The sequence below is a fragment of the Neorhizobium lilium genome, from assembly GCF_004053875.1.
Classification (GTDB): domain Bacteria; phylum Pseudomonadota; class Alphaproteobacteria; order Rhizobiales; family Rhizobiaceae; genus Neorhizobium; species Neorhizobium lilii.
In genome coordinates this window covers 214947-228207 of sequence record NZ_SBIP01000006.1, presented here as the reverse complement: position 1 = coordinate 228207, position 13261 = coordinate 214947, and the positions used below count along the sequence as shown (strand labels likewise).

General features: G+C 54.8%; 13 protein-coding genes. 4 read left to right on the top strand and 9 right to left on the bottom strand.

Annotated elements, in window-relative coordinates; genetic code table 11:
• Positions 1-5 precede the first annotated feature (5 nt).
• The 5 genes from EPK99_RS23385 to EPK99_RS23365 are packed head-to-tail and all read right to left on the bottom strand — an operon-like array spanning position 6 to position 5567.
• On the bottom strand, positions 6-1775 hold the full coding sequence (locus EPK99_RS23385) for a GMC family oxidoreductase (RefSeq protein ID WP_128445562.1): 1770 nt from the start codon (positions 1773-1775) through the stop codon (positions 6-8).
• Positions 1772-2728 carry a hypothetical protein gene (locus EPK99_RS23380; protein WP_128445501.1) on the bottom strand — a complete coding sequence of 319 codons (957 nt, stop codon included), beginning with the start codon at positions 2726-2728 and terminating at the stop codon, positions 1772-1774. Before EPK99_RS23380 ends, EPK99_RS23385 begins: the two co-directional genes overlap by 4 nt.
• Positions 2725-3507, bottom strand: coding sequence for a nucleoside-diphosphate kinase (locus EPK99_RS23375; RefSeq protein ID WP_128445500.1), 783 nt, complete (start codon positions 3505-3507; stop codon positions 2725-2727). The genes EPK99_RS23380 and EPK99_RS23375 overlap by 4 nt, the downstream gene beginning before the upstream one ends.
• Positions 3507-4262, bottom strand: a complete 756-nt coding sequence (locus tag EPK99_RS23370) for an amino acid kinase family protein (RefSeq protein ID WP_128445499.1) — start codon at positions 4260-4262, stop codon at positions 3507-3509. The genes EPK99_RS23375 and EPK99_RS23370 overlap by 1 nt, the downstream gene beginning before the upstream one ends.
• Before the next feature lie 18 nt (positions 4263-4280).
• Entirely contained in the window at positions 4281-5567 is a 1287-nt protein-coding gene (locus EPK99_RS23365) for a DegT/DnrJ/EryC1/StrS family aminotransferase (protein WP_128445498.1), read from the bottom strand.
• Positions 5568-6105: 538 nt separating this feature from the next.
• On the opposite strand from EPK99_RS23365, the gene EPK99_RS23360 reads away from it, so the two are divergent.
• From EPK99_RS23360 to EPK99_RS23350, 3 genes are all read left to right on the top strand, one after another.
• On the top strand, positions 6106-6669 hold the full coding sequence (locus EPK99_RS23360; protein WP_128445497.1) for a hypothetical protein: 564 nt from the start codon (positions 6106-6108) through the stop codon (positions 6667-6669).
• A 252-nt stretch (positions 6670-6921) separates the two neighbouring features.
• Positions 6922-7653, top strand: a complete 732-nt coding sequence (locus EPK99_RS23355) for a GntR family transcriptional regulator (protein ID WP_128445496.1) — start codon at positions 6922-6924, stop codon at positions 7651-7653.
• Positions 7654-7744: 91 nt separating this feature from the next.
• Positions 7745-8254, top strand: coding sequence for a hypothetical protein (locus EPK99_RS23350; protein WP_128445495.1), 510 nt, complete (start codon positions 7745-7747; stop codon positions 8252-8254).
• A 43-nt stretch (positions 8255-8297) separates the two neighbouring features.
• Here EPK99_RS23350 and EPK99_RS23345 read toward each other — a convergent pair whose 3' ends face one another.
• The gene (locus EPK99_RS23345) at positions 8298-9023 is read right to left on the bottom strand and encodes an alanyl-tRNA editing protein (protein ID WP_128445494.1); all 726 of its coding nucleotides are present in this window, start codon (positions 9021-9023) and stop codon (positions 8298-8300) included.
• A gap of 450 nt (positions 9024-9473) precedes the next feature.
• Positions 9474-9911, bottom strand: a complete 438-nt coding sequence (locus EPK99_RS23340) for an NUDIX hydrolase (RefSeq protein WP_128445493.1) — start codon at positions 9909-9911, stop codon at positions 9474-9476.
• A 112-nt stretch (positions 9912-10023) separates the two neighbouring features.
• On the opposite strand from EPK99_RS23340, the gene EPK99_RS23335 reads away from it, so the two are divergent.
• Positions 10024-11481: a CYTH and CHAD domain-containing protein gene (locus tag EPK99_RS23335; RefSeq protein WP_425374236.1), complete on the top strand. Its 1458-nt coding sequence runs from the start codon at positions 10024-10026 to the stop codon at positions 11479-11481.
• A gap of 160 nt (positions 11482-11641) precedes the next feature.
• On the opposite strand, the gene EPK99_RS23330 is transcribed toward EPK99_RS23335, so the two are convergent.
• On the bottom strand, positions 11642-12295 hold the full coding sequence (locus EPK99_RS23330) for a hypothetical protein (RefSeq protein WP_128445491.1): 654 nt from the start codon (positions 12293-12295) through the stop codon (positions 11642-11644).
• Positions 12292-13155 carry a hypothetical protein gene (locus EPK99_RS23325; protein ID WP_128445490.1) on the bottom strand — a complete coding sequence of 288 codons (864 nt, stop codon included), beginning with the start codon at positions 13153-13155 and terminating at the stop codon, positions 12292-12294. Before EPK99_RS23325 ends, EPK99_RS23330 begins: the two co-directional genes overlap by 4 nt.
• Between the last annotated feature and the right edge of the window lie 106 nt (positions 13156-13261).

Here is a 13261-nt window from a genome sequence, read left to right as displayed (position 1 = left end):
AGCTCTCAATTTCCGGCCTGTAGCGACACTGCTGTCCCGGAGCCTCGGCCGACGAATTCATTCAACTCGCCGGCTTGCATGATATCTTCGATGAAAGCTGCTGCCCGGAGCGCCAGTGCGCAGATCGTGAGTGTAGGATTGGCTGTTGATCCTGTCGGGAAAACAGAGCTTCCGACGATGAAGAGGTTTGGGTGGCCATGTGCGCGGCAGTTAGGATCGACGACCGAATCCCCGGATTCCGATCCCATGACGGTCGTTCCCATTATATGGCTCCCCGCTGGATCGGGCTCCAGATGCGCGTCCTGCATGTGGAGGAAGGTCTCATCCTGGCTGCAGCCAAGCGCGTCAAATATCGCCTTATGCAGTCGAGTCGCCGCGGCGATACCATCCTGCTCATATTGGCCAATCCTGAAGTTGATTTCAGCGCGAGGCGAGCCCCATTCGTCTTTCAGCACGGGGGACAAAGAAACGCGGTTCTCTTTGGCGGGCAGAACCTCAAGGACACTTTGAAGGGCGAATTGGCGAGGAACCATGTCCGCAAGAGCGGAACGAAGCGCCCCGCCACTCAGATGCCGGCGTCCAACGAGATCCAGCAACGTTCCTTCAAGAAATTTTCCGGTTTTGCCGAGTGGAGCGCCGTTCGCGATCCGCCACCCGTCGTTTCGAAATGCGGTGCGGAACGCCGCCCTATTTCGGCGAAAGCCTCCGTCTCGGAGCACCTCTATCCCTGACGTCGACTGCGGACCACGATAAGGAAAGACTGGCTCGCGAAGCAGGGCGCATGAGTATTTCTGCGGGTGATCCATGAGATGGCTACCAACATTGCCGCTCTCATTTGCAATGCCGCCGGGGTACCTTTTGTTTGACTGAAGAAGGAGCTTCGGCGTTTCTATGCCATTGGCTGCGAGAACGAAAATTCTCGCTTGCACGGCTTCGACAGAACCGTCCGGCATCTTAAAAATTGCGGAGGTGACACGGCCGTGCGCAGCTGTTTCGAGCTCCGTGACCGTCGCGTTCTCAAATAAATCAGCTCCAGAGAGTAAGGCCTGTCGCAGATGGATAAGCGGATCATATTTTGCGCCGACCGGGCACAGCGGCACGCAAGATGCGTATCCTTCGCACTGCGAGCGGCCGTTGTAACCTTCCACCGAGTTACGGGCTTGGGGGGTGCTGACGACTCGAACAGCCTTACCTTCAAAGCTAAGATGGCCAATTTGGCCAGCAACATATCGGTCTGAATAACTTTGCGCGATCGGCGGCATTGGAAACGGCCTGCTCCTATAGGCCCCGAGGCTCGCATCAGCATCCGGTTCGCCAGCTACGCCGATATGTTCTTCTGCCAGACAATACCACGGCTCCATGTCATCATAGGAAATTGGCCAGTCTCGTCCCCGACCGAAAGCCGAACGCATACGGAAGTCGTTTGGTGACATGCGCAGCGCCGTTCCTAGCCAGGCCAGTCCCGTCCCCCCCACAATTCGTAGGTAATCGCCCTCGAATTGGCTGCGCTGTGGATGACGAATGCTTGAGTACGGCTTCGTTTTCCATCCCTGTTCCCCAGCCGCAAGCTGTTGCTCATAGGGGGCAAAAACCTCCTCCTCATCGGATGTGGCGAAAGCTTCACGAAGCTTCTGCCTCACCCCACGCGAATCTTCGAAGGAACTGCCTGCTTCGATAATCGCAACAGATAGTCCCTTCGCCGCCAGCTTGCTGGCAACCAGCGTGCCGGCGAAGCCCGAGCCGATGATCGCAACGTCGTATGCGAAAGCGGTCATATCTTGCCTCGTGCTGCGAATTCTGACACAGGACTGGTGGAGGACTGTTGTGCCCAATCACCGTATGTGCCTGTGCCACGCGTCATTGGCGCATGGGTTCCAATCGTACGCCAAACCAACGCTGTCTCGTGTTGGCGCCAACCACACCGCTTCCAGCGACTGCCGACACGAATAGCACCGGTATAAAACAGGTAGACAATCTGGCAGGCAGTGATGAAAAGTGAGGTTCCTTCAACCCAGTTGAGGAAAGTATCGTCGGGGTTTGAGGCTCGTTTATCTTCCTTGAAAATGCGGTAGGCCACGGCCAAGGTCCCGAGATCCCCCACGCTTGCTGCTTCATTCTGTAGAAGAGTAAGGTTTTCAGTCAGGAGGTCAGTCGGAAGGCGGTCGTATCCGGTAAGCTCTTCAACGAGCGTTTGAAAGAGCTCAAAACCAACTCCCTGCATACCCAAGACGATCCCGATGCCGGAAAGTTCTGTCGCAAACTGGATCGGTTCAATTTCCGGCTGCAGAAGTGCCGATTTGTGGAAAAGAGAGATCAGATCGTCCTTGTGCTTGGCCTGATGATCTTCCGCATACATTTCCATCTTGCGGTCGATAACGTCCGCATAGCTTGCTCGCACTCCCAGCAATGGATCATTGATAACAGCGACAGGCCGCTTCGGCTCGAGAACCCAGTTTATCGTCAAAGACACGTCCGCATTGGCAAAAACCCTCTCTCGCTCTGTCTCACTCTCTTGATTGAAAATGACAGAGTACCCGGCCGCCAACAGTACTTCAGTGTCCTTGATCACGGCTTCTGCGAAAGCCGCCGTGCTGACATGATGGATGTCGATATCATTTGGGATCCGATCGATGAATGCGGCTAGCACGCTGCTGCCAGCCACCCAACTTTCCTGCGATCTGTTGGAACGAAGTGAGGCGAAGGCCCAATGCATCAATTCCGAAATCATTGCGCGGCCTCCGGTGGTGAATCGGAATCCAATAGGGCGCTCCAAAGCGGCATCGAAAACAGCCCGGCCTCGAGTATCAGCCGGTCCCAGGCTGAGAGGACCGGCCCCCGCCTCAAGAGCGCTTCGAGCCCCCCAGCTTCACCTCGGAAGTAATCCTGGATTGCGGGCGTGTCCGTCTTTTTTGCAAGAAGATACGCGCGGCGATAACAGAAGCGAGCGTGCTCTAGAGCGTCGCCGTCTTTCTCGCCATCCGACGCGCTCGCGCTCCGATCGTCACCGAGTACATCAAGCAGGACACGAAATGATGAATGCGAAATGCGACCGGAGGCGGCCGCCAACCATCCCGTGTCCACGTCTCCAGCCATCTGTTGTCGTAGGATTTTCAGCTCAGCTTCCATTATTTCCTTGTCATCGCTAACGTGGATGAGATTGGTCACCGGATTGTCGCAGAAGAAGCGGCCTCGGACAGTGTCGCGTGGAGCGCGCGCAGGCTGGGTATTTCCTTTCAGTTTCTGCAATCGCTCCAACGCGTTTGGGCCGCTCCAGATGGTGGCACAAGCCGGGCGCATGTCGAACAGGTCCAAAACCAGCCGCCAATGCTTTCCACCTGTGGATCCCGTGAGGGAATAGAAAGAGGCGATCGAAGCGCGGCTGTGAATCGAGAAAAATCGCCTCGCGATCTCCAAACCTGTTTCCCTTCTAATGAAGTCGTCGAGGGAAGCGCTGAGGCCAGACATTCCGACTTCGGGGCCGTAAACCGTCAAGCCGTCGCTGGACATCACGCGGCTCCCGATGCCACTATTTGGATAGGGACTTTGTTGCTATTGCCAACAGTGATGGTCGTTGCCGTAACGCGTTTTCTTTCGAGCCAGGCGGCCAACCTTTGTGGATGGGCACCATTGATTACGACACCAGGCACGCCGCGCTTGGCCATGAAATTCGCCGCGCAGGCGTCGATTGAAGTGTGGCCGAGCTTTGCCAGGTCGTGAGCATCAATCTGTTCTATCAGGGCGGCTGGATCGTTCGTTGCTGCCTCGCGGTAGACCCCGTCAACATCGGTCAGAATCGCGAGACAAGGCGTGGACGTGATCCATGCAATCCAGGCCGCAACGGCATCGGAAGTGATGTCCCAGCTCCATTCAACTGGGTCGATCGTAAACAGCACCCGAGACGGGAGCAGCACGGGAACCTTGCCATCCTTCGCCAGAGCTCTGCACTCGCCGAGGGCGGAAGACGCGACCAGCTTTGACGAAAATGCTCGGTCGGCCAGTAGGTATCCGGTTTGATCCTGCGCTAGCGCGCACGCATGATGCGCCGTAAAGGACTCGAGCGGGTGAGATGCATCGATTGCTTCGATTGCTTTGTCGGGGATGCCTCCGCCAGGAACAATCAAGATGCGGTGGCCTTGGTCCGTCAAGCGCTCAATCTCGGCGAGCGCTGCTTTGCATATGATAGGGTCGCGCATCAGGCTTCCGCCGAATTTTACGACAACAGAGAAGCCATAGGAGGGAAAGCCTCTTAAATCGTCCTGCATTTCCAAACCCTCTTCAGTTTATGCTGCGGCGACGCCATCCGGAATCTTCGAGATGAGGTTTGGCAGCGCCGCCCAAATCTTGTGAAAAGCGGCCGCATAAAGCTTCATGATCTCCGCATCGTTCGGCGGCGCGATCTCTGACACATAGAACATTGTGTCGAGTAGCCTCATGGCGTTAGGGAAATCCGCCTTCGACCATTTTCCTCGGACGTCAGGTAAATACTCAAAGACTGGTTTGGTGAGCCATACCCAGACTGGAACACCTTCAGCCTGCAGCAGTTTGATGATGAAGTCTCTAGCAACTGGACCGGACGGAAATCCGAGCTGCTCCGGTTCGATACGCAGCGGAAAGTTCAGCATCGACTGATGACGATCCGAAGGGTCGAACAGAGGTGCCAAGCCTGGAAGCTGGCCAATCTCTCGCCATAGCAGGAATGCGTTGTTCCTACGCTTTTCCAGTTGCTGATCCAGATGCTTCAAACGATAATTGGCGATCGACGCAGAGAACACGTTGGGACGGTAATTGTAGCCCTTCGAGTTTGGAGAGAAAATCCGTGCCCCGTTGCGAGAAGAGCTCGTTAGCGAGACTTCATCCACATGATCGATGAGGTTTGGATCCCTGGTAAGAACAAACCCGAGTTCGCCCGCTCCCAGGTGCTTTGCTCCATTTCCAGAGAGAGCGAGTACATCGGTATCTAAATGTGACCCACCAACGATGCCTCTGACGGCTCCGATCGATTGGCATACGTCATCGACCAACGCGACACCTTTCGCTCTGGCTGCAGCGCGCAGGTTCGGAGCTAGAATGTTGTTGCCGAAAAGATGTGTTATCAGCACTCCCGCGACATCAGGTTCAAGAAGCCCTGACGCTGACTTATCATCCATTCCAGCCAAGCGCGGTTCGACATCGACAAAAATTGGCTCAAGGCCGCTTATGGAGATTGGGCCAACGGCACCCGGCCAGTTTAGCGCAGAGGTCACGATGTGGTGGCCGCGGTCCTTGTAGTAATCCAGCGCCACATGAACGGCGGCCGTCCCGCTTCCCACTGCTCGGACAGATAGGCCTCCCGACCATTCCGCCAGCCTTCCCTCTAATTCGGTCACCAAGGGATGGTTAACTCGATGATACTTGCCGCTTTCGACCACGCTGGCGAGCGCCTTGAGATGCTTCCGCTTTGCGGCGGGCCAAAGCGTGACACGACCGGGTGCGATTACTGGCGTCCCACCGAAGAGCGCTACTGACGTATCGATGGAGCGAAGACTTCTGGCGCTTGCATCGGAATTAAAGCTCACATGCTTATTCATCGGAACCCCCAGATCACAGAGCTTTCGCCGGGCAGGTCATCCGGTCCCGGGGCTCTTCAGTGTGACTAAATTGACCCTGTAGTCGGCGGGGGCTCAGTCATGGGTTGGAAAAAAGATGCCGACCCGTCCGCTGTCATTCATTCTTCATAAAACTCAGGTTCGATGAAAATTGGAGGCAAAGTAAGAGTATTCTCGAATATAACTAAAATATATCATAATATATTTATAGTATGCGGAAACACACGCTGCGACTAACAGGATAAAATTGTGCAATCAACGCGTTATTTGACGTAAATAAAGACGGAATATATCCGAGTATATTAGGAATATATCAGAATGTTGCGGGCAGTGGGCCAGTTTCTGGGCAGAAAAGACAAAGCGATAGCGAGCTGGCGATCATGGTGCCGTATCAAGGCCACAACCGGTGGCTCCGGCAATAGGTCTACCAATGGCGTGATAGAGCATTCCAAGCGTAAACGTCGAAAGACACTCGCTCCGAATTAGGGTTGCACCATATCAGGACAGGAGAATAATGCTTATGCAAGATATCTCCCCGGAAATCAGTGGTTCTATGTTCCACTGGATTTCTTCTGTAAAGGGACCGCGCATGGAATTACCGCAGGATTGTTCCTCGATTGACGACTTGAACGCACTTCGAGAGCAATTTGACTTCGGCTACACCATCATGAAACACGCGGTTTGGCGTGACATTGGATCATTTACCTTTGCAGGACTTCGCGTGCCTGCGGTGCTGCGGGACGCGAAAACAACAAGTGACATGTCGCAAGTCGCATACAGTCCGTTAGAGGTCGTAGTTTTTCAGGAGCATTTACACGACCGGATTACGATGCTTGCGAAAAACAATCGCATGCTGCGCGAAATCTGGACCTTCAATGAACGCTCGCGCTGCTTTCGGGAATTCGAACTGACGTCTACAAAAACAGCATCTGAGGCCATCGTTCAAACTGCTGATATCGTGGCGGCCTTGCGCGCAGGGTCTGAGCCTATGGTCATTGATGCCCTTAACAGCAACCTTGCTTCGCGTTTAAACCGACTTGATCTCATCTTGTCCTATCTGGTAGTGGCGCAGACTAGGCCGTAATGCGAGCGATCAGGAGGCAAGAGCTTCAACCGCGAGTAGTTTTTCAACCGGTCACGCGGTAGACGACAGAAATGTGACTATGCAACCTACGCTGTGCGTATTATGGTGCAGATACCGTTCTTGGCGGCGCAGCGGTGACTTTCAGGTGCTGCCTTAGCAAATATATAAGACTCTGGCCTAAGCGTCGGGAACTGAGTGCAGGTCTATTGGCGGTGCGGTGGCTAGGTGCTACGCGCGAACGAGAGGGAACTTATGTTCACGCACCATGACGACAATATAGACGATAGGGGCGGGCCGGACCGATTTAAGGCCATGCAGGCGTATAGCAGGTTAAAGAACCTTCTCGTAGCCCAAAGAGTACCTCCGCATACAAAACTCGATGCCGGCGTGCTCTGCCGTTATTTGAACGTGAGTAGGACGCCGGTTCGGGAGGCGCTGATCCATCTCTCTATCGAAGAGATCATCCTCAACGTTCCGGGAAGTGGGTTTTTTTCAAAGCCCTTGAATGTGGGAGATGTCTCCGAGGACTACGACCTCGCCTTGACAATCCTCAAGCATATAATTGCCAGCGATGTTGCTTCGTTTCCAACTTCTCGCCTCGCCCTTCCGAAGCCGCCTGTTCCTGCCTCTGGGACGCAAGCGCAACTACAGCCTGCTTTAGCTTTCAAAGAGTTTATAGAAAGGCTCTTCGAGAGCGTTGCAAGGGCCGCCGCAAACAGGAAATATCTTCAGGTCGTGCATACCTTCAATGCTCGAACCGCTTTCGTCCGTCACCTGGACCTGCAACGAGCCGAGCGCTTCGACGAGATTTCAGCTGATATGTGCGAGCTTGTGGAATGCCTGCAGAAGAAGGACGTCAAGGGCGCGGTCGAAAATCTCGACCGTCAATTCAGAGCCAAGATGGACATCCTTCATGACCTTGTGAGGGAGGGTAATGTTTACTCGGCAAATGCGAGCGTAAACTGGATGAAATTGTTGAATTAGCATATTCGACAATACAGAAATTGACAGAGGCGTGGTATTAAGCGGCCGATATTGACCTGCATCGACCGCGGTGGAAAACAGCGGAGAGAACATGCCCTTGAGCTTTCCTTCTTCCGTATGCCGCTCGATCGAGCAATCGCGACGGTTGCAGAACGGTTTCGAGATAGAGTACGCGTTTCAGCGCTTTGCGATCGAAAAGAGCATCGCTGAATTTACCCTTTTTGGACTGTGTCCCCCAACTGTTGTCAGAGACTGGGGCTTCGAGCTATTCAACAACGACGTTGCCGCTCTCGTATCGGAAGTGACGACCTTTCAGGAGCGCTTAGACGAACGCATAGGTTCGCTTTCCGGCAATCATGATTTGATGCGCTATCATTGGGAAGTAATTGAGCAAACTCGTGACTTCCGAATCGGCGAATTTCTCGAGCCGGCGCTGGGCTACCAAGTCATTGAGGAAACCGTCAACCTGATGAATTCTTTGATGACTGGGATGCGGGAACAGGCATCGTCGATCCTAGGGGAGCGGCTACAGCGTCGCTGTGATATCATAAACGGGTGCCCCCCACGGGCACGAAAGGCCCGACTCCACATCGTTGTGTGAGAAGACGTTGACCCAGGACCGCCTCAGCGAGTGTCAGAATCCCCTAGCCCTGTGCTGGATGGTCCTCGACAACACGGATATCGCAGCGATAAAGCCCGGCGCTCAATCGCAAGAAATCAACGACCTTAATTAGCCCGACCTCCTCAGTGTTTCGTAAATGCAGCCCGTCACAGGGTTGAAGATCGACATCGGCAATCCTGATCGCTCGTATGCACCCCTGCGACTTAGGCCAAATAAATGAGCGAACTCTCGTCCGAGGATCCCGAAGCGATTGGGCTGTCCAGATAGCTTCAATCGCCAGACGTCGACGGACAAGCGTTTCCACCAAGTTTTCCAGATCCCGCGCGTCAATGCCGGTCTTGTCCGCCTCGAACGTTGCGCTTCCCCATCCGGCGAGCAACTCGCCATCAATCATCGGGTAAGGAAACCCAACCGAAACAAGATGCAACGCCGTATGAACACGCATCGCGGAAAATCTCGAGGACCAGTCAATTCGGGCAACGACCTTCGCGCCCGGCAGAAGATCATCGGGAACCGTGTCGCAGAAATGCTCAAGCACTCCAGGCATAGTGTCATGCCACGCGCCACGGTTAACCGTTAACACCCGCCCGTCGTCGAGTATGATTTTGCCGGTGTCTGCCGGTGATATACCAATGCCTGGATAAAACACGGTGCGGTCAAGAACGATTCGATTGCCTTGCCGGTGCAACACGAACGCATCTGTTTCGACCCGATAGGGATCGTCCAGGAAATCCAACACTGTCTGCATGATCTTTCCGAATGCCGTCCCTCGGAAACCGAGGATGCGTTTGATGCGATTCAGTCATTTAAACGCTGAGAAACTGTCATAATCAAATAAAAGTCCGAACGCCGGTGTGCTTTGGGCTACACCTCCGTTTCAATGGTCAGTGTCGCACTCGGCGGCGGTCGTGATCTAAAGAGAATTCAAAAATACATTCACCATTTAGCACTGGGTCTTACCGCAGCGAAGCGCTTGCCGACCATTTCTCTACCCGCTGGGAGAAAAGATGGCGAATTGCTCGGGTTTCTCCGTGTGAGGTCATGCGGCACCGCATGCGCAGCTCGTGACCATAAGGCTGCTGGACGATAAGGCCAGTATCGGTCTCGCCATTGAGTGAACCGGCTGGCCGGGCGCCCACCGGGCGACGCCAGCTCGGTGGGTATATGCTACCGCTTTCGGCAAAACACTGGATCTAGGTCAGTCCAGGTTTTGCAGCAGATCACGCAGACCTTCGTGGCCGACAGCATTCGCGGCATCCGAGTGGGTGAACCACTGCCTTGCTCTAAGCCCTTGCTCGGGATAGGCGTCACCGATCGAGCTCACGGCAAGCCGATGGACAATCACCCGGTAGGGGTTCGGGCTGCTCTCTTTCGAATAGGCGAATGATCCCGCGATCGTATCGGATATTTCACCTCGGATACCTGCCTCTTCAAAGGCCTCCCGCGCCGCAGCTTCATAGGACGTTTCTCCAGGCTCGATATGACCTTTCGGCAAGCCCCATCGTCCACTGCGCCGGCTTCCGACAAGAAGGATTTCCTGCGCGCCCTTGGGCGATACACGAAGACAAAGAGCGCCAGCCTGTTCAATGATTAGGCCGTCCGTGTCATGGCTGTTTTGTCTGGTGGGGCGTCTCATCTCATATATCCGTCTGAGGTTTTTGCAGGCCTTGCTACAGTCATAACGATTACAGGAAGATGAACTATACCGACCTGACGGGCGTTCAACAGCAAGCATTACACGAAGGAGCGTGGCATTGGCTGAAGTGGAACTGAAACTAGAAATTGATGCTGCCGGTTTCGAGCGTCTTGTGTCATCGAACCTACTAGGCGATCCCGATGAAACGGTCCAACAGACCTCAAACTATTTCGACACCAGTGACAATGCATTTTTTGCGGAAGGCTTCACGCTCCGGATCCGCAAGGTCGGCGCTGCCAGGACGCAGACCGTAAAGGCGACAGGTCCGACCGCATCGATCTTTGCGCGTAGCGAATGGGAAATCCCTGTCACCGGTGATAGACCGGTGATCGACCATACAAGCCCCCTGATCAACGAGTTCGGCGACCAGGCAAATGATGTCCGGCCCAAGTTCGACGTCGTCAATGAGCGGCGGATCTGGAACGTCACCGAGAACGGCTCGAACATTGAGGTCGCACTCGACCGGGGATCGGTACGATCTGTCGACCGCGAAGCCCCGATCCTCGAGCTGGAGTTGGAACTTAAGGACGGGAAACCGGAGGATCTGTTCTCCCTGGCCCGAAAGATCGAAGGCATCGTACCGGTCCGGTTCGGAGTGCTGTCGAAGGCCGAGAGAGGGTTTCGTCTGCTGGAGGCCGAGCGCGGCGTCGTTAAAGCTGAGCCGATCGAGTTGGATCGTAGGGCCAGTGCCTGCCAAGCATTCCAGACGATTGCCTCCTCGTGCTTCCGACAGTTTCGTCTAAATGAGACGATTTTGCGCAGCAGGAAAAACGAGGACTCGCTGCATCAGGCCCGTGTCGCACTCCGACGTCTGCGCTCGGCTATCACCCTGTTCAAGCCGATGCTGCTGGACGATGAGGCGAAAAGATTGTCAGCCGATTTTCGATGGCTGGCTGGCGTTCTCGGGGAAGCGCGAAATCTCGACGTGCTTCTGCCGAAAGCCAAGGCAGGTGAGCTGCGCGACAGCCTCACCGAAAAAAGAGCCACCGCCTATGACCATGTGATCGAGGCACTCGACAGCTCTCGGGCACGGGCACTCATGCTCGATTTTAACCGGTGGCTCCACTGTGGCGACTATTTGAGCAACGGAGCAACGACAGATGCGCGCGAGCGTCCAGCCGGGCAATTCGCCGCCGAGGCGCTCGGCAAAGCGCGCAAGAAACTCAAGAAGCATGGCCAAGATCTGTCTGGCGTAGACGATGAGCATCGTCATGAGGCTCGCAAGGATGCTAAAAAACTTCGCTATGCTGCGGAATTCTTCCGCTCTCTGTTCCCTGACAAACGAGGCATGCGGCGGTACAAGCGTTTCGTTGTTGCGATGGAGGCGCTGCAGGACGAGCTCGGTGCCCTCAATGATTTGGCCACCGGGCCCGATGTCCTGGAGGGGCATGGTTTGCGCGGTCACGCAGGGGCGGATAACCTGATCGTTCATGCCGATAAGGCGAAACTGATCCGAACGGCTCAGGACGCGCTGGACGACGTTCTCGATGCCAAAAGGTTCTGGCGCTGAAGCGAGGTGAGTTTGCTCAGCCTTTGGTGTTCAGCGCCTGGTGCGCTCGTTGTCAATGGGATGACTTAACAACAATTCACACCACCGGCGACCGCTGAAGCCGAGGGTGCTCGGTCACTCGGCTTTTAGCCAAATACTGCTTGTACCCTCAACAAAACGTTTAGCGTGGCACCGTGCTCTGATCCTCTTGGCCAAGCAAGGACAAGATCTCGTTGACCACCACATTGCCGAACAGTCTGTCAATTTTGTACTGTTGGACGCCCCACGCTTCGGAAATGATGCTCACAAAGCTTCTCGCCTCGAGTTTTTTTAGGCGTTCTGCAGGGACCTGATAAAACCACAACCCGAAATCCCGATGGCAGAAATGATCCACCCGTTCAGCGAGCCTGTAGACGCGCGCTATGTCTGACGAACTGGAACGCTGGTTGTTGTAGGCAGGAAAGTGGTCTGGATGGCCACTTTTCCGATAGTAGTGGAGCATAAACCTTTCGACCTCGCGCAAGTATGTATCGTCGAATTGCGAAAGTATTGGCAGGTCGCGTTTGACTGCGTCGGGAAACCTGTTCGTGCGATAGCTGATTGTCAGGTCGCGGCTCAACGTGCTTTGGAGAACTGCGGTCAGTTCCTCATCACGTCGGCTGAACCCTAATGCAGAGATGCAGTGGCAAAGATCGTGCAGGAAAAGCCTGTCACCATAGCTTTGGCCGACGAATTGATGCAAAAGACCGGCGGGTCGCAGCCTTCCCCAGCTGCTGAAAATAGATTGCACGAATCGATCCAGCCGCTGATCAGGTTGACACGCGGTTTCGGTCACCGGCCACCCCAGAACAGTGCGACGCGGGAAAACCGACCAAAGATTGGAGCAACCGCGGTCTCGGCCGGCATCGCGCGATGATAAAGTGTGTTCCACATGACGATCGTGCCGGGTTCGATCGTTAGGCCGACTGAAAATTCCGAGAGCGCAGCCTCGTATTGTGCCAAATCCTCGTTTCTGTTGCTCTGGCATGGGACTAGAGCATGCACGCGTCCATCCCCGAGAAAGCGTAACTCGTTTAGTCTCACCTCGAATTCCGAAAGCGTGATCGGGTAACCCCCGTGAGCGCCAGGCTCGAATACAAAGCGCTGTTTGAAATCTGCTGCCAGGGAGCGCAGGCAGGCGGGCATGTCGACGAACTGAGTTTCCGCTGGCGCATAATTGCAGACCGTGGTGAGCGCGGAAATTGGATTCATGTCCCTGTGCGCATCGGGCCCAGAGATCTTGCCATCCGGTCTGGGCCGCACAAGCACATTCGTTTTCATGAGCCGGAGGCCAATTAAGTCAAATAGGCCCGTGACAAGCCAGTGGCTGCGAAACGCCAGAAAAGCATCGCGCTCTTGAAGTGTCCGTGCGTAGTCGGCGGCGACTAGGTCGGAGCGTTGCTCACTCCACGGCAATTCAGCAATCCCGCCCACAATGACCAAGGTGTCGGGTTCCGAATTTTTCAGCTCAAAGAGCGCTTCTGCCAGAAGCGGCGGTGTGTTGGCGCGGAAAAAGGCAGATATCTCCTCAACGCTTAGCATTGCAATGGATCCATTAAACCCCGCCCCCGCCAAGATGGCGTTGAACCTCGTCGACACATCCGGGGTAAACTCAAAATAACGGACTTTTAGGCCTAGGGGTGCAACGTCTAGCATTCACGGGCATCCTGGATGAGAGACAAAGTGTCTTTTGCAGAAGTGTCAATTTAGTATTGCAGTTTTTTGAAAGCCGCCTTCGTGATTGCCTCAAACAGCGTAGCAA

What these genes read in the sequence shown, in the direction of transcription:
- EPK99_RS23385 (WP_128445562.1), bottom strand. Translation starts at nt 1,775, where the DNA reads ATGACCGCTTTCGCATACGACGTTGCGATCATCGGCTCGGGCTTCGCC.
- EPK99_RS23380 (WP_128445501.1), bottom strand. Translation starts at nt 2,728, where the DNA reads ATGATTTCGGAATTGATGCATTGGGCCTTCGCCTCACTTCGTTCCAAC.
- EPK99_RS23375 (WP_128445500.1), bottom strand. Translation starts at nt 3,507, where the DNA reads ATGTCCAGCGACGGCTTGACGGTTTACGGCCCCGAAGTCGGAATGTCT.
- EPK99_RS23370 (WP_128445499.1), bottom strand. Translation starts at nt 4,262, where the DNA reads ATGCAGGACGATTTAAGAGGCTTTCCCTCCTATGGCTTCTCTGTTGTC.
- EPK99_RS23365 (WP_128445498.1), bottom strand. Translation starts at nt 5,567, where the DNA reads ATGAATAAGCATGTGAGCTTTAATTCCGATGCAAGCGCCAGAAGTCTT.
- EPK99_RS23360 (WP_128445497.1), top strand. Translation starts at nt 6,106, where the DNA reads ATGCAAGATATCTCCCCGGAAATCAGTGGTTCTATGTTCCACTGGATT.
- EPK99_RS23355 (WP_128445496.1), top strand. Translation starts at nt 6,922, where the DNA reads ATGTTCACGCACCATGACGACAATATAGACGATAGGGGCGGGCCGGAC.
- EPK99_RS23350 (WP_128445495.1), top strand. Translation starts at nt 7,745, where the DNA reads ATGCCCTTGAGCTTTCCTTCTTCCGTATGCCGCTCGATCGAGCAATCG.
- EPK99_RS23345 (WP_128445494.1), bottom strand. Translation starts at nt 9,023, where the DNA reads ATGCAGACAGTGTTGGATTTCCTGGACGATCCCTATCGGGTCGAAACA.
- EPK99_RS23340 (WP_128445493.1), bottom strand. Translation starts at nt 9,911, where the DNA reads ATGAGACGCCCCACCAGACAAAACAGCCATGACACGGACGGCCTAATC.
- EPK99_RS23325 (WP_128445490.1), bottom strand. Translation starts at nt 13,155, where the DNA reads ATGCTAGACGTTGCACCCCTAGGCCTAAAAGTCCGTTATTTTGAGTTT.